This window comes from Ventosimonas gracilis (assembly GCF_001580025.1).
In the GTDB taxonomy this organism is placed as follows: Bacteria; Pseudomonadota; Gammaproteobacteria; order Pseudomonadales; family Pseudomonadaceae; genus Ventosimonas; species Ventosimonas gracilis.
Genome location: NZ_LSZO01000135.1, coordinates 81806 through 107250, shown reverse-complemented (window position 1 = coordinate 107250; position 25445 = coordinate 81806). Strand labels below are relative to the sequence as shown.

Here is a 25445-nt window from a genome sequence, read left to right as displayed (position 1 = left end):
TCGAACGTTTGAAGTACCTATTTTTACCAGTCATATCAGGAAGTTATCATGCCATAAAAACATGTTTGCTTCCTAAGACCCTTTGCAAAAAAAGGTTAAAAAATCGACCCTCTCCCTCGCCCGCTTGCGGGAAAGGGAGAGGGTAGTCTTATAACAATACCGTGCGGATGTCGGCGAGGACTTGGGCAAGTCTTAGGGAAAACCGCGCTGCGGTTGCGCCATTGATGACGCGGTGGTCGTAGGATAGCGACAAAGGCAGCATAAGCCTTGGCGCAAAGCCTTTGCCGTCCCAAACCGGTTGCATGCTGGCTTTATTCACGCCAAGGATGGCGACTTCCGGCGCGTTGACGATGGGGGTAAAGCCGGTGCCGCCGATATGCCCAAGGCTGGTGATGGTAAAACAAGCCCCTTGCATTTCATCGGCAGAGAGTTTTTTCTTGCGTGCTTTATCGGCAAGCTGCGAAGCTTCGGCTGCGAGTTGCAGCAGTCCTTTTTGCCCCACATTGCGAATAACCGGCACCAGCAGGCCATCCGGCGTATCCACGGCAAACCCCAGATGCAGGTATTTTTTGCGGATAAGCGCTTTGCCGGACGGCGCGAGGGCGCTGTTAAAGTCCGGCATTTCAGCCAATAAATGGGCGCAGGCTTTAAGCAAAAGCGGCAGCAAGGTGAGCTTGACCCCGGCTTTTTCGGCGGCGGCTTTTTGCGCGATGCGAAAGGCTTCCAGCTCGGTAATATCCGCCGATTCAAAGTGGGTGACGTGCGGCACGTTCAGCCAACTGCGGTGCAGATTGGCCGCGCCGATTTGCATCAGGCGGGTGAGCGGCACTTCTTCGACTTCGCCAAATTGCGCAAAGTCCACCGCCGGAATGGGTGGGATGCCCGCGCCGTCCGTCACTCGGGCAGGCTCTGGCGCGGTTTTCGCTTGTTGCAGCCGGGCTTTGACGTAAGCCTGCACGTCCTCTTTGAGGATGCGCCCTTTCGGGCCAGTGCCGCTGACTTCTGCCAGTGGTACGCCAAATTCACGGGCGAGCAGGCGAACGGCGGGGCCTGCGTGCACTTTGGCGTTGCTGGTCACGACTTCGGCGACAGGTTCTGCCGGCTTGGCGGCGACTGCGGCTGCCTGCTGTGCGGGTGCGGCGGCGGGCATTGCGGGTGCAGCGGATGCGGGAGTGCTTACAGCAGCAGATGCCGCGCCCGCCGTGCGCAGTTTTAAAATCAGTTCGCCGGTGCCGACTTCGCTGTCAAGCTGTACGTGCAGGCTTTGCACCACGCCCGCCGCCGGGGAGGGGATTTCCATGCTGGCTTTGTCGGATTCGAGCGTAATCAGCCCTTGTTCGGCTTCGATGCTGTCGCCTGCTTTAACCAACAGTTCAATCACTCGTGCTTTACCGGCTGAGCCGATATCCGGCACGCAAATATCTTGCACCGTTTCGGTGGCTTCCGGCACAGTCGCCGGGGCGCTTTGCGCAAGCGGCGCAGTGGCTGCGGGGGCAGCAAGCGGCGTGGCGTTGCTGCTGTCTTCGGCTTCCAGCTCCAAAAGCGGGTCGCCCTGTTTTAGCCGGTCGCCCAATTTAACTTTGAGTGACTTCACCACCCCGGCCTTGGGCGCTGGAATATCCATGCTGGCTTTGTCGGATTCAAGCGTTAAAAGGCTTTGTTCGGCCTCGATACGCTCGCCCACTTTGACCATCAGTTCAATGACTTCACCTTCACCGCTGCCGATGTCGGGTACGCAAATCAGTTCGCTCATTTTGCGGCGCTCCTTAGACGTTAAGCGGGTTGGGTTTTTCCGGATCGATACCCAAGCGGGCAAAGGCTTCGGTCAAAACTTGCGCCTTCAGCTCGCCGCGTTCGACCAAGGCTTCCAGCGCAGTCAGCACAATCCAGTTGCGGTCTACTTCGAAGAAGTGGCGCAGTTGCTTGCGGCTGTCGCTGCGGCCAAAGCCGTCGGTGCCCAGCACTTTGTATTCTTTAACCGGCACCCATTGGCGGATTTGTTCGGCAAACAGCTTCATATAGTCGGTCGCCGCAATCACCGCGCCGCCGTCTTTATCCAAACACTGCTCCACGTAGCTGGCGCGCCGCTTTGCGCCGGGGTGCAGGCGGTTGTAGCGCTCAACATCAAGACCGTCGCGGCGCAGTTCGTTAAAGCTGGTCACGCTCCATACATCGGCCTCGACCTGGTATTGCTCGCGCAAAATAACCGCCGCCTCGCGCACTTCGCGCAAAATGCTGCCGCTGCCTAAAAGCTGCACTTTGCGCGCGGCACCGGCAGGCGCGGCCTCCAGTCGGTACATGCCACGGATAATGCCTTCTTCGCAGCCTTCAGGCAGCGCCGGTTGCGCGTAGTTTTCGTTCATCACGGTGATGTAGTAGAAAACGTCCTGCTGCTCTTCGGTCATCTGGCGAATGCCTTCGCGGATGATCACGGCAAGCTCGCCCGCGTAAGTGGGGTCGTAGCTGCGACAATTCGGAATGGTGCTCGCCATGATATGGCTGTGGCCGTCTTCGTGCTGCAAGCCTTCGCCGTTAAGCGTGGTGCGTCCGGCGGTGCCGCCAATCAAAAAGCCGCGCGCACGGCTGTCACCGGCGGCCCAGGCGAGGTCGCCAATGCGTTGCAGGCCGAACATCGAGTAGAAGATGTAAAACGGCAGCATCGGCTGATTGTGCGTGCTGTAGCTGGTCGCCGCGGCAATAAAGGAACTCATCGCACCGGCTTCGGTAATGCCTTCTTCGAGGATTTGCCCTTTTTTGTCCTCGCGGTAGAACATCACCTGGTCTTTATCGACCGGTTCGTAAAGCTGGCCGACCGAGGAGTAGATGCCAAGCTGGCGGAACATGCCTTCCATGCCGAAGGTGCGCGCTTCGTCCGGCACAATCGGTACGATGCGGCTGCCCAAGGCTTTGTCTTTGACAAGCTGCGAGAGGATGCGCACAAAGGCCATGGTGGTGGAGATTTCGCGCTCGCCAGTGCCGTCGGTAATGCTTTTAAAGCTATCCATTTTGGGCGCGGGGATGGCAACGCTTTTGCTGCGCCGTTGCGGTACAAAGCCGCCCAAGGCTTGCCGGCGCTCGGTCAGATAACGCGCCTCGATGCTGTCTGCTGGCGGACGGTAAAACGGCAGTTGTTCCAGTTCGCTATCGGCAATCGGGATATTAAAGCGGTCGCGGAATTTTTTAAGGCTTTCGGTATCGACCTTTTTCGTATTGTGCGCGGTGTTTTGCGCTTCACCTGCGCCGGTGCCGTAGCCTTTGATGGTTTTCGCCAAAACCACGCTGGGCTGGCCTTGTGTATTGACCGCACGATGATAGGCCGCGTAGACCTTGTACGGGTCGTGCCCGCCACGGTTGAGCATCCAGATTTCATCGTCGGTCATATCCTTGACCAGGTCTTTCAGTGCGGGGCTGTTAAAGAAGTTTTCGCGAACAAACGCGCCGTCTTTGGCTTTGTAGTTTTGGTACTCGCCATCGACCGCTTCATCCATCCGCCGTTGCAGCAGGCCGTCTTTATCGCGTGCGAGCAGCGGATCCCACAGCCTGCCCCAGATGACTTTCAGCACATTCCATTTTGCGCCACGGAATACGCCTTCGAGCTCCTGAATGATTTTGCCGTTACCGCGCACCGGGCCGTCGAGGCGTTGCAGGTTGCAGTTGATGACAAAAATCAGGTTGTCCAGTTTTTCGCGTCCGGCGAGTGAAATCGCGCCCAAGGATTCCGGCTCGTCGCACTCGCCGTCGCCCAAAAAGCACCAGACTTTGCGCGTTCCGGCCTCGATAAAGCCGCGGCTTTCCAGATACTTCATAAAACGCGCCTGGTAGATGGCCTGAATCGGACCGAGCCCCATCGAAACGGTGGGGAACTGCCAGAAATCGGGCATCAGCCAAGGATGCGGATAGGACGACAGCCCGCCGCCGCTGACCTCACGGCGAAAGTTGTTCATCTGTTCTTCGCTGATCCGTCCTTCCAAAAACGCACGGGCATAGACGCCCGGAGAAGCGTGACCCTGGAAGAACACCAAGTCGCCGCCCTGTTGCTCGGAAGGGCCTTTGAAAAAGTAGTTAAAACCCACGTCATAGAGCGTGGCCGAAGACGCAAAGCTGGAAATATGCCCGCCCAAGTCCGGGTCTTGCAGGTTGGCACGCATCACCATGGCGAGCGCATTCCAGCGCACCAGCGAGCGGATGCGCCGCTCCATAAACAAATCTCCCGGCATCAACGCGCCCTGGTCAACGCCAAGGGTATTGCGGTAGGGCGTGGTGATGGCGTAGGGCAGTTGCGAGCCACTTTTGGTGGCCAAATCGCCCATGCGGGTCATCAGATAATGGGCGCGTTCTTCACCTTCGCGCTCAATGACCGATTCCAGCGCGTCGAGCCATTCTTGGGTTTCGACGCTATCGATGTCTTGCATGCCTTGCTCCAGTACGTAAAAGGCCGTCAAAATCGAAAGCCTAGCAGGAAATGCCAGCCCCCTTGTAAGGCGCAGGCACCGGTATTGTTGTAACGGACGGGCGGGTAGCCAGTAACTCTGTAGTTTTACTACAAAACGCACCAGTTTTCATCTTTTTGTTGGAGATTAACCATGAGTTTGCCGCTGCTGCGGGCTTTGCCGGATGACTTGGGCGAACAAGCGTGCCGCGCAGACCGCTTGCTGGCAGATGCCCGCTTGGCGGCCTGGCCGGACGAACGCCAGAGCGCGTTGCAGTGGGTCTGCGCGTTAAGTGATTTTGCCTTTGAACAAGTGCAGCGCGACCCCGAACAGCTCCTGCAATTAGCCGAAACGGGCGAGTTGGAGCGCCCGCGAAGAGCGGGCGAGTTGCGCACGCTGCTTTCACAGCAGCTTAAAAACTGCACCGATGAAACGCAGCTTGCGCACTGTTTGCGCCGTTTTCGTAACCGCGAGCAACTGCGCATTGTTTGGCGCGAGTTAAATCGCCTCGCCGATTTGGCCGAGACCTGCCGCGACCTGTCTCAACTGGCCGATACGACCATCAGCCTTGCGGCGGATTTTCTCTATCGCCAGCAAATCGCCCAGTTCGGCACGCCAATTGGTAAACAGAGCGGTAAGGAGCAGCAACTGTTGGTGCTCGGCATGGGCAAGTTAGGTGCAGAAGAACTGAACCTGTCATCCGATATTGACTTGATTTTTGCCTACCCGCAAAGCGGTGAAACGCATGGCGGCAAACGCTCTATCGACAATCAGGAATTTTTCACCAAGCTGGGGCAAAAGCTGATTAAAGCGCTCGATGCCATCACCGTGGACGGTTTTGTCTTTCGCGTGGACATGCGCCTTCGTCCGTACGGCTCCAGCGGCCCGTTGGTGTTTAGCTTTAACGCGTTGGAGCAGTATTACCAAACGCAAGGGCGCGATTGGGAGCGCTACGCGCTGATTAAGGCGCGGGTGGTCGCAGGCGATAACAGCGCCGGACGGGCACTGCTCAAACTACTGCGCCCGTTTGTGTTTCGCCGTTATCTGGACTATTCGGCGATCGAAGCGCTGCGCGACATGAAGCGGCTGATTGAGCAGGAAGTACGCCGCCGCGAACTGCAAGACAATATCAAGCTCGGCGCGGGCGGCATCCGCGAGGTGGAGTTTATCGCGCAAGCCTTCCAGCTTATCCACGGTGGGCGCAATCTCGCGCTGCAACAACGTGCCTTGCTCGACGTGCTGGCGGTACTGGAAAAACAAGGCTATCTGCCGGCAAAAGTGATACGCGAGCTTAAAGACGGCTACCGCTTTTTGCGCTATGTCGAACACGGCTTGCAAGCGATTGCCGACCAACAAACCCACGCGCTGCCGGACGATGAGGTTAACCGGGCACGCCTCGCCTGTCTGATGGGTTTTGCCGACTGGACGAGCTTTATGCGGCAGCTTGGGCAGTGGCGCACGCGGATTGATCAACACTTTCGCGCGGTGATTGCAGCAAAGGATGACGAAACCGAAAGCGCCGATGAAAGCGGCCAGTGGCTGCCGCTTTGGCTGGGCAGATTACCCGAAACCAGCGCCCAGGCGCAGCTTGGCGAAGCGGGTTTTAGCCAAGCGCAAACCGCCTGGCAACAACTGATGGCATTGCGTGAAAGTTCAGCCGTGCGCGCCATGCAAAGCCAAGGGCGGCAACGTTTGGATGCACTGATGCCGCGCCTGCTCGCACAAATCGTGCAGCAAGACAGGCCAGGTGAAGTGCTGGAGCGCGTATTGCCATTGGTTGGCGCCATTGCGCGGCGTTCGGTTTATCTGCTGCTGCTGTGTGAGCGCCCCGATGCACTGAATCAATTGCTGGAGCTGTGCGCAAAAAGTCCGTGGATTGCCGCACAAATGGCGCGTTATCCGCTTTTGTTAGATGAGCTTTTGCAAGGCGACAAACTTTACCAAGTACCGCGTGCCCCGCAGCTTGCCGCCGAATTGCAAGAGCGCTTGCTGCGTATCCCGGCGGATGACCTCGAACAACAAATGGAAGCACTGCGCCACTTCAAACTCGCGCACAGCCTGCGCGTGGTCACCGCGGAACTGGGTGGTACGTTACCGCTCATGAAGGTATCGGACTATCTCACCTGGCTGGCCGAGGCGATTTTGGAGCAGGTGCTGCATCTTGCCTGGCAACAGTGCGTCGCGCGGCACGGCAGGCCGAAGCGATTGGATGGCGGCCGCTCTGAGCTTGATTTTGTCATTATTGGCTACGGAAAATTAGGCGGTTTGGAACTTAGCCATTCGTCGGATCTGGACTTGGTCTTTCTGCACGACGGCGACCCCAATGCCAGCACCGATGGTGACAAGCCGGTCGATGGCGCACAGTTTTTTATGCGCTTAGGCCAGCGCATTTTGCATCTGTTAACCACCAATACCGCCTCCGGCGCACTGTACGAAGTGGATATGCGCCTTCGCCCGTCCGGCGCATCCGGCCTATTGGTCAGCTCGCTCGCCGCCTTTGCGCGCTACCAGAGCGAATCCGCCTGGACTTGGGAGCACCAAGCGCTGCTTCGCGCCCGCGTACTGGCGGGTAGCGAGCAACTGGGCGCGGCCTTTGAGCAAGTGCGCCAGCGCGTGCTGAGCAGGCCGCGCGATAAAACGAAACTCGCGGCAGAAGTCAGCGATATGCGGCGCAAAATGCGTGAAAACTTGGGAACCCGCAGCGGAGGTCAAGGTTTTGATTTAAAACAAGATGTCGGCGGTATCGTCGATATTGAATTTATCGTGCAATACGCAGCCCTCGCCTTTGCCTACCAACACCCCGACTTACTGCGCTGGACGGACTGCATGCGCCTTTTGGATGAACTTGGCAGTAGCGCCCTGTTTTCTGCCGAAGATGCGCATGTGCTGCAAAGCATCTACAAAAGCTACCGCAGCAAAGCGCATCAACTGGCCTTGCAACAAAAAGCGCTGCGCTTGGCGGATGATGCGTTTGCCAGCGAACGCCGCGAAGTGATCCGCCTGTGGCACGAACTGGGGCTTAATTAATCGGCGAGCCCAATCAAAAGCGTCAATCCTTAAATTCCCCTAGCCTGCGCAAGGCGGGGTCGCTAAAGTAGCGTCATTTTATGGCGAATGATGAGTCTTGCCCGCGCTGGTGGGCAAGGCTAAAGCCGCGAATTTCAAGACAGCTACGGAGCACAAACAATGTCAATGGCGGATAGGGACGGTGTTATCTGGTACGACGGAAAACTAGTGCCTTGGCGCGAGGCCAATACCCACGTACTGACCCACTCATTGCACTATGGCCTTGCCGTGTTTGAAGGCATCCGTGCCTATCAAACGCCATCCGGCACGGCGATTTTTCGCCTTAAAGAACACACCAACCGGTTGTTCGAGTCGGCGCATATCCTCAATATGAAAATCCCCTACAGCAAGGATGAAATCAACGCCGCCTGCTGCGCGGCGGTGCGCGAAAACCATCTGCAAAGCGCCTATATCCGCCCACTCGCCTTTTATGGCAGCGAAGGTATGGGGCTGCGCGCGGAAGGATTAAACACCCATGTGTTTGTTGCCGCCTGGCAGTGGGGCGCTTATATGGGCGAAGAAGCGCTCGCCAAAGGTATTCGCATCCGCACCAGTTCCTTTACCCGTCATCATGTCAATATCACCATGACCCGCGCCAAAAGCAGCGCCGCTTATGTCAACTCCATGTTGGCATTGCAAGAAGCCTTAGCCAGCGGTGCGGATGAAGCCTTATTACTTGATCCGGAAGGCTATGTTGCCGAAGGCAGCGGCGAGAATGTGTTTATCGTTAAAAACGGCGTGCTCTATACACCGGAAGTCACTGCCTGCTTAAACGGTATTACCCGTAATACTATTTTTGTATTAGCGCGTGAACGCGGTATTGAAATCATCGAAAAACGCATTACCCGTGATGAAGTTTATATTGCCGATGAAGCCTTCTTTACCGGTAGCGCCGCCGAAGTAACGCCCATCCGTGAACTGGATGGCCGCCAAATCGGCCAAGGCTGCCGCGGACCAATCACCGAAACCTTGCAAAAAGCCTACTTTGAGTTGGTCAGCGGCAAAAGCGAAGCACACGGCGAGTGGCTGACGCGGGTTTAGCGACCACTTTTGACTACCCAACCCTTCTTCCGCTTGCGGGAGAAGGGAATAGGCATCCACAAAGCTTTGCTGATCAACACGACTAACCCGTCACTCTGCATCGCCGCTTCATTATCTTGCAGGCTTGCGATACATTGCCTGGTTCTTAGCACACCGCAATATGTGAGTCCGCCCTGGGTTCGGTGCCGCCGCAGAGCACGCCGCTTTGCGGGTCACGCAGGATGATTTGGCCGCGTCCGTAGTCGAGGCTGTCGCCGTTGATTTCCACCTGGTGCCCGCGTCGTGCTAGCGCCAGCGCGAGGCTTTGCGGGGTGCTTTGTTCAAGCCCTATTTTCATCTCGCCCAGCCACTGCCAGCGCGGGGCATCCAGCGCGGCTTGCGGATTCAGGCCAAAGTCCACCAGGTTCATCACCATCTGTACATGGCCTTGCGGCTGCATATAGCCACCCATTACGCCAAATGGCCCCAGTGGCTGTCCGTGTTGGCTGAGAAAGCCGGGGATAATGGTATGAAAGGTCTTTTTTCCGCCCTTTAGCGCATTGACGTGCGAAGGCTCAAGGCTAAATTCATAGCCGCGGTTTTGCAGGCAAATCCCGCTGTCCGGCAGCACTACGCCTGAGCCAAAGCCGTGATAGGGGCTTTGGATAAAGGAGACCATATTGCCCTGCCCATCGGCAGCCGCAAGATAAACCGTGCCGCTGCTTTCTGGCGTGCCGTGAAAGGGCAGGGCGGCCTGTTCGCCAATCTCAAGACGACGGGTTTGGGCGTAGCTCGCTTGCAGCAGATGACGGGCATAAATGCGCATATGCGCGGGGTCGCTAATGTAGTGGCGGCCATCGCTATAGGCTTTTTTCAGCGCTTCAAGCTGGCGATGCCAGGTCAAATCGCTGTCACGATGCGTAAAATCAAAGCCTTGCAGGATATTTAAGCACAGCAGCACGACCAAGCCCTGCCCGCTGGGCGGGATTTCCCACACATCCACCCCGCGATAATTGACCTTGATCGGCTCTACCCACTGCGGATGGTAATTAGCAAGGTCTTCAGCGCTTAAAAGGCCGCCGGTTTGCGCCGCGTAATCGACCAGCCGCCGCGCCAGTTCGCCGCGATAAAAACTCTCGCAGCCGCTTTTTGCCAGTTCTTGCAAGGTTTTTGCCAGTGCTGGATTTTTAAACAGCTCGCCTGCGGCGGGTGCTTGGCCGTTTTCTGTCCAGCACTCAAACCAGCTAGCAAGCACCGGCTCGCGCTCAAGGCTCGCTTGATAGGCATTCTTTGAAATTTCCCACTGGTGCGCAATCACTGGCGAAACGGGAAAGCCTTTGACCGCCAGATCAATCGCGGGCTTCAGCAGTTCGGCAAACGGCAGCTTGCCAAAACGTTTGGAAAGTGCCGCCCAAGCGGATGGGCAACCCGGCACTGTGACCGGCAGCCAGCCGTGCATCGGCATACGCTCATAGCCTTTTTCCTTAACCTTGTCGATGGAAAGCGCTGCGGGCGCATGGCCACTGGCATCAAGGCCGTGCAGGCGACCAGCGGTCCACACCAGAGCAAAGGCATCGCCGCCGATAGCGCAGCCGGCCGGCTCAACCACGGTTAGCGCGGCGGCGCACGCTATTGCCGCATCAATGGCGTTGCCGCCCTGATGCAGCATGCGGATACCGGCTTCGGCTGCGAGCGGCTGCGAGGTGGCCAGCATGCCATTTTGTGCAAACACGCATTGGCGCTGAGAAGGGTAAGGGTAATGATGAGAGGAAAAATTAAGCATGGTTTTCTTTATCTTTTCTTTATCAATAGAGAGTTAACGGCTGCGCAGTTGTTTAAACCACTGTGCGCCCAATAAGCGGCTGCTGGCGCTTTCCCCGGCTTGTGTGGACTTGCCAAAGCGCCGTTCCAATGCGCGCTGAAAAAAGCCCCAAATGGTCGTTAATAATAAGAAATACAGCGCCACGACTAAATACAGCTCAAATACCCGAAAAGTCGCTGAGGTGACCATTTGCGTACTGAGCAATAATTCCTGTACGCCAATGACGCTCACCAAGGTGGTATTTTTCAGCATGACATTAAATTCATTGCCGAGTGGCGGAATAATAATGCGAAAGGCTTGCGGCAATACAATATGGCGCATTAACACTGGAAAGCTCATGCCCAGTGAACGTCCGGCATCGTATTGCCCACGGCTGACCGAGCTTAAACCGGAACGGATAATCTCTGCCATATAGGCGCCTTCATTTAATCCCAGTGCGATAATCGCCGCTTGAATATTGCCGGGCAGGATAAATAATCCCAGGTCAATATCTTCAAATCGAAAGATACCACCTGCCGCAAGCGCAGTATAAAGAAAGACAATCTGCACCAATAACGGCGTGCCGCGCATCAGCCAGACATAAAAATCCACCGGCCAGCGTAGCAGCGCATAAGGCGATAAGCGCAGTAACGCCGCGGCCAAGCCTAATACACAGCCTAATAACATGGAAAATACCGCTATCGCGCAGGTTATCCATAATCCGTGTAGATAAACATCACTGGGACGCAGCAGGTATTGCCAGAAGATATCCCAACTGAAATTCATAAATCCCCCTTAAAATTCCAGTTGGTCGTCTTCAATATTCCATTTCTTTAATATTTGCAGATAGCTTCCATCGGCCTGCATGGCTTTAATGACTTGTTCTACCGCGGCGGTTAAGGCTTTGTCTTCTTTATGAATACCTACACCGGTCAAGATACGCGCAAAAGATGGCACGCCGGTTTCAAATAAATCCGGGGCAATACTCTGATACCAACCGGCGCTTTCTACCGTAGTGCCATAAGCATCGGCATGACCAAAGCGCAGTGCTTGAAAAGCGTCGGTATCGGTAGAATAAATCACTAACTTCATCGGTGCTTTTTGGGCTTGTTGCAGCTTTTTATTATGTTCTTCCAATAAAACGCGAATGGTTGAGCCGTTAAGTGCCGCAACTTTTTTGCCGGATAAATCATCCAGCTTATGAATATTGTGCGGATTGCCTTTGCCAACTAATACGGCCTGGCTGGAATACATATAGTTGACCATATCGATCACTTCGCGCCGTTCCGGCTTATCGAATAATTGATCCATAATAATGTCGCATTGCCTGGCGAGCATGGCTGGTATCAATCCGGCAAAGGGAATAATCCGCCATTCAATCTTTTTATTGCCAAGCCGCTTGGCGATTTGTTCACCTAAATCGACTACTACGCCGGCGCGGTTTTGTTTTTCGTCATTAAAGACCATAGGTGGTGAATCCACCCCGCTGCAAAATACCCACTTATCGGCTTTTTGCAGCCGCGCGGGAAGATCGGGATTATCGGCATAAGCCAGCGGTGCAATCAAGCAAAACGCAAGCAATAAACTTAGATACTTCATGGTAAATCCTCTTTTAGTTATTTATCAGTGTAATTTGGTGTTCTTGTCGCACAGGCCAGGCAAGGATAACGGAAACAAAGCTTAGATGTCTTCCCCACAGTGCTTATGCCCACGCGCTTTTGCTTGCGGTGCGCTGAGTGCGGATAATGCGCCATTGCATTTCACCCATGAGCCAGTAGCCCTATGAGCGAGTACAGCCTGTTTACTTCCGAGTCCGTATCTGAGGGACATCCGGACAAAATCGCCGACCAGATTTCCGATGCGGTGCTAGATGCCATCCTGATGCAGGATAAAAACGCCCGCGTCGCCTGTGAAACCATGGTTAAAACCGGCGTTGCCATAGTCGCTGGGGAGGTTTCCACCAGCGCTTGGGTGGATTTGGAGCAAATCGTCCGCGATGTGATCTGCGAAATTGGCTACACCAGCTCGGAGGTCGGCTTTGACGGGGCGACTTGCGCCATTTTTAATGTGATTGGCAAACAGTCCGGCGACATTGCCCAAGGCGTTGACCGCGAGCAGCCCGAAGACCAGGGGGCGGGCGACCAGGGCTTAATGTTCGGCTACGCCAGCGATGAAACCGATGTACTGATGCCCGCGCCGATTTGCTTTTCCCACCGCCTCGCCCAGCGCCAGGCCGAAGCACGTAAATCGGGTCTGTTGCCTTGGCTTAGGCCCGATGCAAAAAGTCAGGTGACTTGCCGTTATGAAGACGGCAAAGTGGTGGGCATTGATGCCGTGGTGCTGTCCACCCAGCACCAGCCGGGTATTAGCCTCGCCGATTTGCGCGAGGCGGTGATGGAGCTGATTGTTAAACACGTGCTGCCGCCGGAACTTTTACACAAGGGCACGCGCTTTCATATCAACCCGACCGGCAACTTTGTGATCGGCGGGCCGGTTGGCGACTGCGGGTTGACCGGTCGCAAAATTATTGTCGATACCTACGGCGGTATGGCGCGGCACGGCGGCGGCGCGTTTTCTGGCAAAGACCCGTCCAAAGTGGACCGCTCGGCGGCCTATGCCGGACGCTACTTGGCAAAAAATATTGTCGCCGCCGGATTGGCGGCGCGTTGCGAGGTGCAGGTTTCCTACGCCATCGGCGTGGCGCAGCCGACCTCTATTGCCATCAATACTTTTGGCAGCGGCAAAATCAGCGACGCGCGGATTGTGCAACTGATCCGCGAGCATTTTGACCTTCGCCCCTACGCCATCACCCGCATGCTCGATTTGCTGCACCCGATGTACCGCGCCACCGCCGCCTACGGCCACTTTGGCCGCGAGCCTTATGAGCTTACCGCCTGCGGCGACCGCTTTACCTGCTTTAGCTGGGAACGTACCGACAAAGCGCCAATTCTGCGCGAAGCGGCGGGGCTTTCGGCCAATCACTAAAAACTTACCCACTAAGTTATCCACAGAGCGCTGGCGGGATTGACAGGGGCTTTGTCAATCCGCTAGCCAGCGGTTATTTCCTTTAAGCGTCCTTATGTCGCAGTTGAATAAAAGCTGAACAAAAAACAGGCAGTTGGCTGAAAGCCAGTAACGGCAAGGCTTGGCGGACGTTATTCAAGACTTTTGCACAGCTTCATCCCGTGCATTTGGGGACAAGCGGAAAAGCACTGGCGATTTTTTGAGCAAGCCCTTTAAAGCCAGTGACCAAGCCGTACCGCGATACTATCCCCCAGATTATCCACAGAAAAATCCACGGCTTTTGGGGATGCTTGCAGTATCAGTTTCTACTTCTGCGACCCGGTAAGAATGGGGGTATTACCATAAAAGCCTTTGCTGGCATTTTGCGCTTAGGAAAGCCGCGCATTTTTATGTAGTATGCGCGGCGCTGCACTACATTCCCTTTAATCAGTGAGATTAACGATGACGATGCGTATTGGGGTAGGGGGCTTGGCGGTTGCCAGGGTGCTGTTTGATTTTGTCAATAATGAAGCGTTGCCGGGTACCGGGATCTCGCAGGAGGCTTTCTGGCAAGGTGCGTCAACCTTGTTTGCTGAGTTAACTATGAAAAATCAGGCGCTGCTCGATAAGCGCGAGCGGCTCCAGCAGCAAATCGACGATTGGCACAAGGCGCGTCGTGGTCAGCCGCACGATGGAGCAAGTTACAAGGCGTTCTTGCAGGAAATCGGTTATTGGCAGCAAGAGCCGGATGACTTTGTCATTAAGACGCAAGGGGTCGATGAAGAAATCGCTCAGATGGCAGGACCCCAATTGGTGGTACCGGCGAGCAATGCGCGTTTTGCGCTCAATGCCGCCAATGCGCGTTGGGGTTCGTTGTATGACGCGCTCTATGGCACCGATGTGATTAGCGAGCTAAGCGGCGCAGAAAAAGGCGCGAGCTACAATCCCGTGCGTGGTGCAAAAGTCGTTGCCTTTGCCCGAAAGGTACTCGATGAAGTCGCGCCGCTTGCGCAAGGTTCGCACCTTGATGCGCAAGGCTATGCCATTAGCGGCGGGCAACTGTCGGTGCAGCTTAAAAGTGGGCAGTCTACGGGCATTAAAAATCCGTCGCAGTTTTTGGGTTTTCAAGGACCCATCCAGCAGCCGACGGCTATTTTGCTTATCCACAACGGCTTGCATGTGGAAATCCAATTCGATGCAAAAAGCGAAGTGGGCAAGCAAGACCCGGCAGGGATTAAAGACATTTTGCTGGAAGCGGCGCTTTCGACCATTATCGACTGCGAAGATTCGGTCGCTGCCGTCGATGCCGAGGATAAAGTGACGGTCTACCGCAACTGGCTGGGCTTGATGAAGGGCGATTTGACTGAGGTGGTCGAGAAAAACGGCGTGCGCTTTACCCGCACGTTAAATCCTGACCGCGAGTATCAGCAAGTAGCGGGTAGCGCTTTAAGTGTGCGCGGACGTTCGCTGCTATTTGTGCGCAATGTCGGTCATTTAATGCGCACACCGGCGATTGTGGATCAATCCGGCCGTGAGCTGCCGGAAGGTATTTTGGATGCGCTCATTACCAGTTTGTGCGCCGTCCACGATTTGCAAGGCAAGGGCAAATACCGCAACAGTCGCAGCATGAGTGTTTATATCGTCAAACCCAAGATGCACGGTGCGGAAGAAGTCGCCTTTACCGTAGAACTATTTGAGCGCGTTGAGACGTTGTTAGGCTTACCAAAAAACACGCTGAAACTGGGTCTGATGGACGAAGAACGGCGCACCAGCCTTAACCTCAAAGCCTGTATTAAAGCCGCGAGCGAGCGACTGGTGTTTATCAATACCGGTTTTCTCGACCGCACCGGCGATGAAATCCACAGCTCCATGCAGGCAGGAGCCATGCTGCGCAAGGCGCAGATGAAAGGCACCGACTGGCTGGCCGCTTACGAGGCGCAAAACGTGGATATTGGCCTTGCATGTGGGCTATCCGGTCGTGCGCAGATTGGCAAGGGCATGTGGGCGATGCCGGATTTAATGGCCGCCATGCTCAAGGAAAAAATCGTTCACCCAAAAAGCGCGGCCAATACCGCTTGGGTGCCGTCGCCCACCGCGGCCACCTTGCATGCATTGCACTATCACCAAGTCGATGTATTCGCCGAGCAAAAAGTACGCGCTGGGCAATCCCGTGCCGAGCGTGACCGCTTGCTTGCCATTCCGCTGGCAGATAAAACCTGTTCGGCAGAAGAAATAGCGACTGAACTGGACAATAACGCGCAAAGTATTCTGGGCTACGTGGTGCGCTGGGTGGAGCAGGGCATTGGTTGCTCGAAAGTGCCGGATATTGATGATGTAGCGCTGATGGAAGACCGTGCCACTTTGCGTATTTCCAGCCAACTGCTGGCCAACTGGCTGCTACATGGCCTGCTGAGCGAAGCGCAAATCCGCGAAAGTTTTGCGCGGATGGCGCAAGTGGTTGACCGCCAGAATGCCGCCGATAAAGCCTATCGCCCGATGTGCGCCGATTTGCAGCAAAGCCTCGCCTTCCAGGCCGCGCTGGCGTTGGTGCTGCAAGGCGCGGCGCAACCCTCGGGTTATACCGAACCACTTTTGCACCACTTTCGCCGTCGCTTTAAAGAGCAGCAGGCATAAACCAGGCTTAAAAAAAGCGCCATGCTGTGGCATGGGGCTTTTTTATGCCGTTTGGTGATACTGCGTTACCCGTTCTACTTCTTCTTTTGATCCCAAAAAGACCGCCACGCGCTGATGCAGTGATTGCGGGACAATGTCGAGAATACGCTGTTCGCCATTGGTCGCCGCGCCGCCGGCTTGTTCGATAATAAAGGCCATTGGATTGGCCTCGTACATCAGCCGCAGTTTGCCGGGTTTGGCGGGCTCGCGGCTGTCGCGCGGATACATAAAAATGCCGCCGCGGGTGAGGATGCGGTGCACATCGGCGACCATCGAGGCAATCCAGCGCATATTGTAATTTTTGCCTAAAGCACCTTCGGTTCCGGCCAACAGTTCGCCCACATAGCGCTGAACCGGCGCTTGCCAGTGGCGTTGGTTGGACATGTTGATGGCAAATTCATGGGTGGTTTCTGGCACGCGAATAGCGTCATGCGTCAACACAAAACTGCCCAGCTCGCGGTCAAGGGTAAAGCCCTTTACGCCGTCGCCTAGAGTTAACATCAGCATGGTTTGCGGGCCGTAGATCGCGTAACCGGCGGCGACCTGACGGCTGCCTGGCTGCAAAAAGGCGGCTTCGCCCAAGCTATCGTTCTGGCTAAAGTGTTGCGACGGGCAGCGCAGCACAGAAAAAATCGTGCCAACGGATACGTTCACATCGATATTGGACGAGCCGTCCAGCGGGTCAAACACCAACAGGTAGGCACCCTTGGGGTAACGGCCGGGGATTTGGTAAGCGCTGTCCATTTCTTCGGAAGCCATTGCAGCCAAATGCCCGCCCCATTCGTTGGCTTCGAGCAGGATTTCATTGGACATTACATCGAGTTTTTTCTGCACCTCGCCTTGCACGTTTTCCGTCTCGGTGCTGCCCAGCACGCCGCCTAACGCGCCTTTGGAAACGGTGTGGCTGATTTCCTTACAAGCGCGCGCGACCACCTCAATCAGAAAGCGCAAATCCGCTGGGGTATTGTGGCTGCGGGTTTGCTCAATCAGATAACGGCTTAGGGTGACGCGAGGCATAAGAGGCTCCAAGGGGAAAAGTTTGCGCGGATTTTAGCGCAAGGCGCGTTGGCAGGATGAATAAAAGCTGCGTATCCTTCCCGCCTTCTGCCAGACATAAGAGAATAATTGCCATGCAAAAAACTATGCAAAAAGCTATGCAAAAACTTGCGCTGTTTGACTTGGATAACACCTTGCTCGAAGGTGACAGTGAGCACGCCTTTGGTGAATTTATCTGCCAGCGTGGGTTAGTCGATGCTGGGGAGCACCGCGCCCGTAACGATGCTTTTTACGCCGATTACTGCGCAGGATCGATGGATATCGTCGCTTTTCAACGCTTTAATCAGGCTATTTTGACCAAGCTTGAAGCGGCGGATTTAACACGCCTGCAAGAGGATTTTGTCCGCGAGCAGATTGAGCCGATGATTTTGCCGAAAGGCGAAGCACTATTAGAACAACACCGAAAGGCAGGCGATAAGCTCGTTATTATCACCGCGACCAATCGCTTTATTACCGAACGCATTGCAGAGCGCTTGGGGGTAGAAACGCTGATTGCCACTGAATGCGGCATGCAAAATGGCCGCTATAGCGGGCAGTTAAGCGGCACGCCTTGCTATCAGCAAGGCAAGGTTGTTCGGCTAAATGAGTGGCTCGCCGAAAGCGGTTTTAGCTTGGATGGCAGCCACTTTTACAGCGACTCGCACAACGACTTGCCGCTATTGGAAGTGGTGACTTATCCGGTTGCGGTAGACGCGGACGACAAACTGCGCAAGGTTGCCGAAGCGCGTGGCTGGCGGGTGATTTCGTTGCGTTGATACCACTATTGGGGTAGCAAACCCGCGCTAATGGGTCAAAAGCGCTGATTTATGTGTATAATACACACCATGAGCGGCAGAGACTTGATTCGACAACTTGAAGCAACGGGGTGGAATCTCTCCCGCATCAGGGGTTCGCACTATATTTTCCGCCACCCTGAACGGGGCGGTCATATCAGCGTGCCGCATCCCCGTAAAGATTTGGGTGTCGGTCTGGTTCGCAAGATTCGGCAGCAAGCCGGTTTGGAGTAAGTGGCCGCGCCCTGCGCGGGCGCGTGGATTGAAACGGAGTAAGTCATGATGAAATATCCTGTTGCGATTGAGCCTGGCAGCGATACGACGGCGTGGGGCGTGGTGGTGCCTGACTTGCCGGGGTGTTTTTCGGCTGCCGACAGCGGTTTGGACGAAGCCTTGGACAATGCGCATGAGGCGATTGCTGCGTGGATGGAAGAAGCCATTGCCAATGGCCAAGCCATCCCTCGTGCGTCCAGCATTGATAAGCTAGCCAAGTCCGGTGAGTTTGACGGATGGATTTGGGCGGTGGTGCAGGTCGATCCGGCGTGGATGGATGAGCGCGCCGAGCGGGTCAACATTACCCTGCCGCGCCGTATCTTGGCTTTGCTGGATAACAAGGCCAGTTTGGCGGGCGAAAGCCGTTCGGCGTATATCGCCCAGTTGGCCTTGCAGACTGCCGTCTCCCCGTGAGCCAATCAAGCCTTGCCAATCAGCCGCTGATATTTTTGCATAAGCGCTTCTTGGCTTTCTGCGTGGTCTTCATCCAGCGGGATGCAGTCTACCGGGCAGACTTGTTGGCATTGCGGTTCGCTAAAGTGGCCGACGCATTCGGTGCAGCGGGCGGGGTCGATCACATAGATTTCTTCCCCGGCACTGATGGCCTCATTCGGGCACTCGGGTTCGCAGACATCACAGTTAATGCAGTCGTCAGTGATTTTTAGTGCCATAACAACAGTTCGCAGGGCGGTGGGGCAGGGGAGCAAATTAGAGTCTGTCAGCTTTTGGCGCGCTCACTGAGGGCAGAGGCGACGGCTGGATGGACAAACTGGCCGACATCACCGCCCAAGAGAGCGACTTCGCGCACCAAGGTGGAGGAGATAAAGGAGTATTTTTCCGACGGGGTGAGGAACATGCTTTCCACCGTTGGCGCGAGCTGGCGGTTCATATTGGCAAGCTGAAACTCGTATTCAAAGTCCGATACTGCACGCAGGCCACGCAGCAGAATATTGGCTTGCTGCTCTTTGACAAAGTGCACCAAAAGATTGGAAAAACCCACGACCTTCACATTCGGCAAGTGCGCGGTGACTTCCCGCGCAAGCTGCACCCGCTGCTCCAGCGTAAACAGCGGGTTTTTTTTGGGGCTGGCGGCAACCGCCACGATAACCGTATCGAACAGACGGGCCGCGCGTTCAATCAGGTCGCTGTGGCCTTTGGTAATCGGGTCAAAGGTGCCGGGGTAAAGCACTCGATTCATGGGAACTCCGCAAAAAGGCGCAAATGATAGCTTAAGTTTGCTGCAAACGAAGTGCCAATGCTGTACTCAATTGGGCGCTTAAGGCGTAGATGGAAAGTTGTGGGTTGGCACCTACGCTGGTTGGGAACAGTGAGCCGTCGTGGATGGAGAGGTTCTCCAAGTAGTGATGTCGCCCCAGGCTGTCGGCGACTGCAAGCTGCTTATCCTCGCCCATTGCGAGGCCGCCCATCACGTGAGCGCTGCCAAGACGGGTACGGTAGCGCTCCATGGGCAGCGCGTTAATCAGTTTTTTCGCAGCCGCCCAGCTTGTCACGTAGTCTGCATCCTGATGCAGCGGCATGACTTTGCTCGCACCGGCGGCAAATTGAATTTCGGCCATGCTTAAAAAAGCGCGCCGTACGCCATCCCAACCGTAGTCGGTGAGGCGGTAATCCAGCACGGCACTGTTATCGCTGCGCAGTTCCACCGTGCCTTCGGGGCTTTGTGGGTGAAAGCCATCGCGCAGCAGGGAAAGCATCATGTGGGTATGTGGCAGTGCCTGCATGCGCTGCGCATTGACGCGGCCCACGCCGCCCAGAATGCTGGCGGCGAATGCAGGGTGCAGTGGCGGGACTTCCAGTTTGTAAGAAAGCGGCCCGGTTACGCCGTTTTGCCACTGGAAGTGGTCGCAATAAATCGACTGCGGCGCGCCGTAGAAGGGGTTGACCACCTCCTTAAACTGCGCGGCAGAAAAATTCACCAGATGCAAAAAGGTGCGCTTGCCGACGCGCTTTTGCGGGTCGGGCGCTTGCGAGCGCATAAGCAGCGCCGGACTGTTAATCGCGCCACCGGCCAGCACGTAATGCCGCGCTTTCACCTTGATTTTGCGGCCAGTGGGCTGCACGCATCGATCATCCAGTGCGCTGCATTCAAGGCCGGTGACGCGCCCGTTTTTGAGCTGCAAGCGTTCGGCGCGGGCGAGATAGAGCAGTTCGCCGCCTTTATCTAAAGTCGCTGGAATGGTGGTGACCAGCATGGATTGCTTGGCGTTGACCGGACAGCCCATGCCGCAGTAGCCCAAGTTCCAGCAGCCGCGCACGTTACGCGGGATAACCGCCCAGTGCAGGCCTAGTTTCTCGCAGCCTTTGCGTATCACGTCGTTATTGGCATTCGGAGGCACGTACCAAGGGGCAACGCCAAGGCGTGTTTCCATCATCTCGAACCAAGGCTGCATGTCCTGTTCGCTGTGGCCGATAACGGCATGGTGATCCGCCCAAAACTGAAGTGTCTGCGGCGGCGTGCGAAAGCTCGATGTCCAGTTGACCAGCGTGCTGCCGCCGACGGCGCGACCTTGCAGGATGCTGACAGCGGCATCTTTACTCATCCGCCCAATGCCTTCTTGATAGAGGCTGGCGTAGGCCTCTGGTTCTTGTAGTTTGAAGTCGCTACTGGTTTTTAGCGGGCCTTCTTCAATGATCAGCACGCGAAAACCGGCGGCGCTCAGGATTTCTGCACTGGTGCCGCCACCGGCGCCGCTGCCGATAATGGCAATATCGGTTTCAAGCTCAAGGTCTTGTTCCAATTGCGAGGCGTTATGGACTTTCCAGCCGCGGGCTAACCCCTCGGCAAATAAATCGGGTACAGGCATTTTTAAGTTCTCTTTTTTAAATGGACTTAAATGGTCTTTTTAGATATTCGGCGGGCCGGGGTAGCCGCAGTGCTGCCATGAAGCGGGATTGCCGTACCAGCCCATCGGCACCAGTTGCAGCAGCGAGTTATGCCCCATTTTTAAAAGCGCCAGCGGGCTGTTTTGCCAGCGCTTAAAAAAGCGGCGGATATCTTCAGGGCTTGCGTTTTCCCAGCGTCCCCAAATGCCAGACAGTGGCGCACGGGAAAGCGGCAGACTGAGCGTGACCATAAGCTGCTCGGTCAGCGCCAGCATGGCCGGGGAAAGGTGGCTTAGGCTGTAATCCATACCGCGCAGGGTTTGTTCGACGGTTTTGGGCATTTCATCGGCGCTAACAGCACCTTGTAACAGTACCGGGATGATCGCGCGTAAAAAGTGCAGATCGCGCTCGCGCAGAATGCGCATGCCTTGAGCCAAGGCGCTTTCGCGGAAAAAGTCAATGCTGCTTATCCCGCCGCCAGCGGCAAGCGCTGCTGCACCCAGCAGCCCGTATTTAAACAGTGCACGGCGAGACAATCCGCCGTTGGTTTTACTCTCCAGCATGGTTTTTCTCCAGGCAGGTCAGCGGATAAACAGCTTATAAATCAGCTTTTGCAGCGGTCTTCCGTAGGGCGGGTAGATAAAGCGGGTCGCATTAAAGCGCCCACGGGAAAACACCGCCTTGGCCTTGCTGAAGGTTAAAAAGCCCTCGTGCCCGTGGTAATGCCCCATACCGGATGGGCCGATGCCGCCGAACGGCATGTCGTCTTGCACAATGTGCAACAGGCATTCGTTTAGCCCCACGCCGCCGGAATGCGTGCCATGCAGCACTTTTTGCTGGCCTTCTTGGTCGTAGCCAAAGTAATAAAGCGCCAGCGGTCTTGGCCTTGCGTTGATATAAGCAATGGCGTCATCCAGGTTTTCGTAAGTCACGACCGGCAGCAGCGGACCGAAGATTTCTTCTTGCATCAGGCGCATGGAGTCATCAATGTTCAGTATCAGTGTGTGCGCCATCCTTCGGTCACCGGCTTTATCGAACAGGCGAATAACCTGTGCACCTTTGTTTTGCGCTTCCGCCAGTACCGCTTGCAGACGCTCAAACTGGCGTTCGTTGATAATGCTGCTGTAGTCAGGGTTGTCTGCCATCTTCGGGTAAAAGGCTTCGATAGCCTGCTTATAAGCGAGGACAAACGCATCCTGCTGCGCCTTTGGCAGCAACACATAATCCGGCGCAATGCAGGTCTGCCCGCTGTTAAGCGCTTTGCCAAAGGCCAGGCGGCGAGCGGCTTCCTCGATGGGAATTGAATGGCTGATAATGGCCGGCGATTTGCCGCCTAATTCCAAGGTCAGCGGGGTAAGGTTATCGGCGGCGGCACGCATGACCTGCTTGCCGACTTCAGTCGAGCCGGTAAACAGCAGATGGTCAAACGGCAGGCGGGAAAATGCCCGTGCCACATCGGCCTCGCCGAGCACCACGGCGACCAGGTCTTCGGGGAAAATCTGCGCCAGGCGTTTTTTTAGCAGTGCACCGGTCGCCGGGGTGAACTCGCTTATTTTCAGCATCACTCGATTGCCCGCCGACAACGCCCCCACCAGCGGGCCGATGGCGAGCATCAGTGGATAGTTCCACGGCACAATCACGCCGACTACGCCAAGCGGCTGATAAACCACTTGTGCGCGTGCGGGCTGAAAAGCCATGCCCACCGATCGCTTTGAAGGCCTCATCCATTGTTTGATATGCGCACAGGCGTGGCGAATGCCAAGGATGGACGGCATCAGTTCGGCGAGGCGCGTTTCATCGGCGCTGCGGTTGCCAAAGTCTTGGTTGATGGCGCAGACCCATTCCTCTTGATGATTTTTCAGCATCTGGCGCAGCTTGCGCAGCCATTCAATGCGCTGTATGGCGCTGGGCATGGGGTTTTGCGCAAAAGCGGCGCGTTGGCGGGCGAGCAGCGCGTCGAGTTCTGGATGGTGGGTGGGGTGGGGTTGTTCCGGTAACGCGGGTGACGATTTGACAGAGGCCAGCATGAGCAATACTCCTCAAATTTCCACGGATACTTTGTGGTTTAACAATTAAATTTAATGGACTGAACTGAAGCGAAAAACAGCGGTAATAAAAATAACAATGAAAAGCCAATCTGTAGATTTTTCAGCAAAGAAAGATAACTGCACCGCACGCGACTGTTTACACAGAGGTTCGCGCATAGGTTCGCGCAGAGTATTACTGCTGTCAAAAGGCGGCAAGGCTTTTTCGGCGGCTGTTTGAAACGAAAACAGAGCGCAGCGCTTTGCGGTAAAATCGCGCCCTTTGCGACCTTACCCTTAAAACTGCCACCAGAGCCTGCTTTGAACCCTCTGTTTGAACACTTAAAAACGCCTGTTTGTGTTGCCCGTGGATAGCCTTAGATGCGCGTACTGCTGGTAAAAACCTCCTCAATGGGCGATTTAATCCATTGTCTGCCCGCGCTGACGGATGCGAGGCGCGCTCATCCGGCCATCCGTTTTGATTGGGTGGCCGAGGAGCACTTTGCGCAAATCCCTGCTTGGCATTCGGCGGTAGATCAGGTGCTTTTGGTCGCCGTGCGGCGTTGGCGCAAGCGCTTTTGGCCGCTGCTTAGTAACGATGAATGGCGGGCGTTTAAGCAGCAAGTGCGGGCGACGGATTACGACTTGGTGATTGATGCGCAGGGGCTGCTAAAAAGCGCTTGGCTTTCGCGGGCAGCTTCTGCGCCGATAGCCGGATTCGATAGCGCCAGCGCCCGTGAAGCGCTTTCGAGCCGCTTTTACCAGAAGCGTTTTTTTGTCGATAAAAACCAGCATGCGATAGACCGCCTGCGCCAGTTATTGGCGCAGGCGCTAAATTATCCGCCGCCAATGGATGCGCCAGATTACGGCCTGTCACGGCAAGATTTTATGCCACAAAACAGCGAACCCTATTTGTTGTTTTTGCACGGCACCACTTGGCCGAGCAAACACTGGCCGGAGCCGTTCTGGCGTACTCTTTTAGAGCAAATAAAGCTGCCGGTTCGCCTGCCCTTTGGTAATGCCGCCGAGCAGGCACGGGCGCAGCGCTTGGCCGCTGGCCTTAAGCAGGTGCAGGTATTGCCGCCGCTTGACCTTAACGGCATGGCGAGCGCCATTGCCGGAGCGCGTGCCTGTGTGGCGGTAGACAGCGGCCTGGGTCATCTGGCGGCGGCGCTTTCGGTGCCTTGCCTTTCCCTGTACGGGCCGACGCTGCCCGCGCGGGTGGGTACGCGCGGGGCTAATCAACAGCATCTGTGCGCGATAAGCGAGCACTCCGGACGTGGCGACCGTTATCAACCCTGTTTCGACAGCCTTTTGCCTGAACAAGTCGGCAAAGCGCTGCAAACCCTGCTGGATAAGAGCGCCTGATGACTTTGGCTTTTGTACTGTACAAATACTTTCCGTTTGGTGGCTTGCAGCGTGATTTTTTGCGCATTGCGCTGGAATGCCAGCGGCGTGGGCATGTGATTCGCGTGTATTGCCTGGAGTGGCAAGGCGAACTACCGCAAGGCTTTGAACTTAATATCGCGCCGGTTCGTGCGTTTTCCAGCCACCGGCGCAATCAAAAATTCAGCCAGTGGCTCAGTAGGCAATTACAACAGCGCCCGGCTGAGCGGGTGATTGGCTTTAACAAAATGCCGGGTCTTGATTTTTACTTTGCGGCGGACGGCTGTCTGGCAGAAAAAACCCATCAGTCGTCTTGGCTGCGCCATTTAAGTGGGCGTTACCGGCACTTTCTTCATTACGAGCAAGCGGTCTTTTCAGCACAGTCGGCCACACAAATCCTGCTGATTGCAAAGATGCAACAGCCGCTGTTTATTGCGCACTACCAAACCCCGCCAAACCGCCTGCACCTGCTGCCGCCGGGGCTTGGGCAAGACCGCAAAAGGCCGCTCGATGGCAAAACCATCCGCGCGGATTTTCGCCGTGAATGGCAGCTCGAAGAAGGTGAGCGCTTGCTGCTTTGCATCGGCTCCGGCTTTAAAACCAAGGGCGTTGACCGCAGCATTAAAGCTTTGGCGGCGCTGCCTGGCTCGCTCAAACAACGCACACAATTATTTGTTATTGGCGAAGACAATCCCAAAGCCTTTGTAAAGCTGGCAAAACAACAGGGCGTTGGCGAACGGGTGCGCTTTCTGGGCGGACGTGACGACATTGCACGCTTTCTATTGGGTGCAGACCTGCTGATTCACCCCGCTTACTTTGAGAGCGCCGGAGCCGTGCTGCTGGAAGCCTTGGTCTTTGGTCTGCCGGTGCTGGTCACCGATATTTGTGGCTACGCGCACTACATTCGCGAGGCCAAGGCCGGTTGGGTGCTGCCCAGCCCGTTTATGCAGCAGGCGCTGGTCGAACGCTTGGAGCAGATGCTAACGGACGATGACGAGCGCGCTCATTATGCGCAAAACGCGTTGGCCTTTGCCGGACAGGTCGATTTATACCGCCTGCCGCAACACGCGGCGGACTTGATTTTGGCTTAAGGGTC

General features: G+C 55.8%; 20 protein-coding genes. 9 read left to right on the top strand and 11 right to left on the bottom strand.

Annotation, left to right across the window (positions count from 1 at the left end; translation table 11 throughout):
• Positions 1–148: 148 nt before the first annotated feature.
• Both aceF and aceE read right to left on the bottom strand, forming a co-directional pair.
• Positions 149–1753, bottom strand: a complete 1605-nt coding sequence (gene aceF / locus AXE65_RS06360) for a dihydrolipoyllysine-residue acetyltransferase (protein ID WP_068389662.1) — start codon at positions 1751–1753, stop codon at positions 149–151.
• Between the two features lie 13 nt (positions 1754–1766).
• Positions 1767–4412 (bottom strand): pyruvate dehydrogenase (acetyl-transferring), homodimeric type, encoded by a 2646-nt coding sequence (aceE, locus tag AXE65_RS06355; protein ID WP_068389687.1) that lies wholly within the window; start codon positions 4410–4412, stop codon positions 1767–1769.
• A gap of 171 nt (positions 4413–4583) precedes the next feature.
• Between aceE and glnE the strand changes: the two genes are divergently transcribed.
• Both glnE and AXE65_RS06345 read left to right on the top strand, forming a co-directional pair.
• Positions 4584–7457 (top strand): bifunctional [glutamate--ammonia ligase]-adenylyl-L-tyrosine phosphorylase/[glutamate--ammonia-ligase] adenylyltransferase, encoded by a 2874-nt coding sequence (gene glnE, locus AXE65_RS06350; RefSeq protein WP_068389659.1) that lies wholly within the window; start codon positions 4584–4586, stop codon positions 7455–7457.
• A 159-nt stretch (positions 7458–7616) separates the two neighbouring features.
• A complete protein-coding gene (locus AXE65_RS06345) occupies positions 7617–8537 on the top strand; it encodes a branched-chain amino acid transaminase (protein WP_068389657.1) in 921 nt (306 codons plus the stop codon).
• A 145-nt stretch (positions 8538–8682) separates the two neighbouring features.
• Here AXE65_RS06345 and AXE65_RS06340 read toward each other — a convergent pair whose 3' ends face one another.
• From AXE65_RS06340 to AXE65_RS06330, 3 genes are read right to left on the bottom strand one after another with little or no spacing between them, the layout of a single operon-like run.
• A complete protein-coding gene (locus AXE65_RS06340) occupies positions 8683–10299 on the bottom strand; it encodes a gamma-glutamyltransferase family protein (protein WP_068389653.1) in 1617 nt (538 codons plus the stop codon).
• Positions 10300–10332: 33 nt separating this feature from the next.
• Positions 10333–11103 (bottom strand): amino acid ABC transporter permease, encoded by a 771-nt coding sequence (locus AXE65_RS06335; protein ID WP_068389651.1) that lies wholly within the window; start codon positions 11101–11103, stop codon positions 10333–10335.
• A gap of 9 nt (positions 11104–11112) precedes the next feature.
• Complete coding sequence (locus AXE65_RS06330) at positions 11113–11916, bottom strand: ABC transporter substrate-binding protein (protein WP_068389648.1); 804 nt, start codon at positions 11914–11916, stop codon at positions 11113–11115.
• A gap of 183 nt (positions 11917–12099) precedes the next feature.
• Here AXE65_RS06330 and metK point away from each other — a divergent pair, with 183 nt between their 5' ends.
• Both metK and AXE65_RS06320 read left to right on the top strand, forming a co-directional pair.
• Positions 12100–13302 carry a methionine adenosyltransferase gene (gene metK, locus AXE65_RS06325; RefSeq protein WP_068389645.1) on the top strand — a complete coding sequence of 401 codons (1203 nt, stop codon included), beginning with the start codon at positions 12100–12102 and terminating at the stop codon, positions 13300–13302.
• Between the two features lie 480 nt (positions 13303–13782).
• Entirely contained in the window at positions 13783–15954 is a 2172-nt protein-coding gene (locus tag AXE65_RS06320) for a malate synthase G (protein ID WP_068389642.1), read from the top strand.
• A 42-nt stretch (positions 15955–15996) separates the two neighbouring features.
• On the opposite strand, the gene AXE65_RS06315 is transcribed toward AXE65_RS06320, so the two are convergent.
• Positions 15997–17010, bottom strand: a complete 1014-nt coding sequence (locus tag AXE65_RS06315; protein ID WP_068389639.1) for a class 1 fructose-bisphosphatase — start codon at positions 17008–17010, stop codon at positions 15997–15999.
• Between the two features lie 137 nt (positions 17011–17147).
• Between AXE65_RS06315 and AXE65_RS06310 the strand changes: the two genes are divergently transcribed.
• Genes AXE65_RS06310 through AXE65_RS06305 form a run of 3 tightly spaced genes read left to right on the top strand, consistent with a single transcriptional unit; the run spans position 17148 to position 18509 of the window.
• A complete protein-coding gene (locus tag AXE65_RS06310; RefSeq protein WP_068389685.1) occupies positions 17148–17804 on the top strand; it encodes a histidinol-phosphatase in 657 nt (218 codons plus the stop codon).
• Positions 17805–17855: 51 nt separating this feature from the next.
• Positions 17856–18056, top strand: coding sequence for a type II toxin-antitoxin system HicA family toxin (locus AXE65_RS13295; protein WP_079214067.1), 201 nt, complete (start codon positions 17856–17858; stop codon positions 18054–18056).
• 45 nt (positions 18057–18101) lie between these two features.
• Positions 18102–18509, top strand: coding sequence for a type II toxin-antitoxin system HicB family antitoxin (locus AXE65_RS06305; RefSeq protein ID WP_204376527.1), 408 nt, complete (start codon positions 18102–18104; stop codon positions 18507–18509).
• Positions 18510–18514: 5 nt separating this feature from the next.
• Here AXE65_RS06305 and AXE65_RS06300 read toward each other — a convergent pair whose 3' ends face one another.
• Genes AXE65_RS06300 through AXE65_RS06280 form a run of 5 tightly spaced genes read right to left on the bottom strand, consistent with a single transcriptional unit; the run spans position 18515 to position 22966 of the window.
• The gene (locus AXE65_RS06300; protein ID WP_068389633.1) at positions 18515–18766 is read right to left on the bottom strand and encodes a YfhL family 4Fe-4S dicluster ferredoxin; all 252 of its coding nucleotides are present in this window, start codon (positions 18764–18766) and stop codon (positions 18515–18517) included.
• A gap of 47 nt (positions 18767–18813) precedes the next feature.
• Complete coding sequence (gene coaD, locus AXE65_RS06295; protein ID WP_068389630.1) at positions 18814–19293, bottom strand: pantetheine-phosphate adenylyltransferase; 480 nt, start codon at positions 19291–19293, stop codon at positions 18814–18816.
• A 31-nt stretch (positions 19294–19324) separates the two neighbouring features.
• Positions 19325–20920 (bottom strand): GMC family oxidoreductase, encoded by a 1596-nt coding sequence (locus tag AXE65_RS06290; RefSeq protein ID WP_068389628.1) that lies wholly within the window; start codon positions 20918–20920, stop codon positions 19325–19327.
• A 39-nt stretch (positions 20921–20959) separates the two neighbouring features.
• On the bottom strand, positions 20960–21502 hold the full coding sequence (locus AXE65_RS06285; RefSeq protein WP_068389625.1) for a twin-arginine translocation pathway signal protein: 543 nt from the start codon (positions 21500–21502) through the stop codon (positions 20960–20962).
• Positions 21503–21520: 18 nt separating this feature from the next.
• Positions 21521–22966 (bottom strand): coniferyl aldehyde dehydrogenase, encoded by a 1446-nt coding sequence (locus tag AXE65_RS06280; RefSeq protein WP_079214066.1) that lies wholly within the window; start codon positions 22964–22966, stop codon positions 21521–21523.
• Positions 22967–23344: 378 nt separating this feature from the next.
• Between AXE65_RS06280 and waaC the strand changes: the two genes are divergently transcribed.
• Positions 23345–24331 carry a lipopolysaccharide heptosyltransferase I gene (waaC, locus tag AXE65_RS06275; RefSeq protein WP_068389622.1) on the top strand — a complete coding sequence of 329 codons (987 nt, stop codon included), beginning with the start codon at positions 23345–23347 and terminating at the stop codon, positions 24329–24331.
• A complete protein-coding gene (locus AXE65_RS06270; protein ID WP_068389619.1) occupies positions 24331–25440 on the top strand; it encodes a glycosyltransferase family 4 protein in 1110 nt (369 codons plus the stop codon). The genes waaC and AXE65_RS06270 overlap by 1 nt, the downstream gene beginning before the upstream one ends.
• The last annotated feature ends 5 nt before the right edge of the window (positions 25441–25445 follow it).

Bases quoted from the DNA above. Each gene is read 5' to 3' on its own strand.
- aceF (WP_068389662.1), bottom strand. From the start codon at position 1,753: ATGAGCGAACTGATTTGCGTACCCGACATCGGCAGCGGTGAAGGTGAA.
- aceE (WP_068389687.1), bottom strand. From the start codon at position 4,412: ATGCAAGACATCGATAGCGTCGAAACCCAAGAATGGCTCGACGCGCTG.
- glnE (WP_068389659.1), top strand. From the start codon at position 4,584: ATGAGTTTGCCGCTGCTGCGGGCTTTGCCGGATGACTTGGGCGAACAA.
- AXE65_RS06345 (WP_068389657.1), top strand. From the start codon at position 7,617: ATGTCAATGGCGGATAGGGACGGTGTTATCTGGTACGACGGAAAACTA.
- AXE65_RS06340 (WP_068389653.1), bottom strand. From the start codon at position 10,299: ATGCTTAATTTTTCCTCTCATCATTACCCTTACCCTTCTCAGCGCCAA.
- AXE65_RS06335 (WP_068389651.1), bottom strand. From the start codon at position 11,103: ATGAATTTCAGTTGGGATATCTTCTGGCAATACCTGCTGCGTCCCAGT.
- AXE65_RS06330 (WP_068389648.1), bottom strand. From the start codon at position 11,916: ATGAAGTATCTAAGTTTATTGCTTGCGTTTTGCTTGATTGCACCGCTG.
- metK (WP_068389645.1), top strand. From the start codon at position 12,100: ATGAGCGAGTACAGCCTGTTTACTTCCGAGTCCGTATCTGAGGGACAT.
- AXE65_RS06320 (WP_068389642.1), top strand. From the start codon at position 13,783: ATGACGATGCGTATTGGGGTAGGGGGCTTGGCGGTTGCCAGGGTGCTG.
- AXE65_RS06315 (WP_068389639.1), bottom strand. From the start codon at position 17,010: ATGCCTCGCGTCACCCTAAGCCGTTATCTGATTGAGCAAACCCGCAGC.
- AXE65_RS06310 (WP_068389685.1), top strand. From the start codon at position 17,148: ATGCAAAAACTTGCGCTGTTTGACTTGGATAACACCTTGCTCGAAGGT.
- AXE65_RS13295 (WP_079214067.1), top strand. From the start codon at position 17,856: ATGTGTATAATACACACCATGAGCGGCAGAGACTTGATTCGACAACTT.
- AXE65_RS06305 (WP_204376527.1), top strand. From the start codon at position 18,102: ATGATGAAATATCCTGTTGCGATTGAGCCTGGCAGCGATACGACGGCG.
- AXE65_RS06300 (WP_068389633.1), bottom strand. From the start codon at position 18,766: ATGGCACTAAAAATCACTGACGACTGCATTAACTGTGATGTCTGCGAA.
- coaD (WP_068389630.1), bottom strand. From the start codon at position 19,293: ATGAATCGAGTGCTTTACCCCGGCACCTTTGACCCGATTACCAAAGGC.
- AXE65_RS06290 (WP_068389628.1), bottom strand. From the start codon at position 20,920: ATGCCTGTACCCGATTTATTTGCCGAGGGGTTAGCCCGCGGCTGGAAA.
- AXE65_RS06285 (WP_068389625.1), bottom strand. From the start codon at position 21,502: ATGCTGGAGAGTAAAACCAACGGCGGATTGTCTCGCCGTGCACTGTTT.
- AXE65_RS06280 (WP_079214066.1), bottom strand. From the start codon at position 22,966: ATGCTGGCCTCTGTCAAATCGTCACCCGCGTTACCGGAACAACCCCAC.
- waaC (WP_068389622.1), top strand. From the start codon at position 23,345: ATGCGCGTACTGCTGGTAAAAACCTCCTCAATGGGCGATTTAATCCAT.
- AXE65_RS06270 (WP_068389619.1), top strand. From the start codon at position 24,331: ATGACTTTGGCTTTTGTACTGTACAAATACTTTCCGTTTGGTGGCTTG.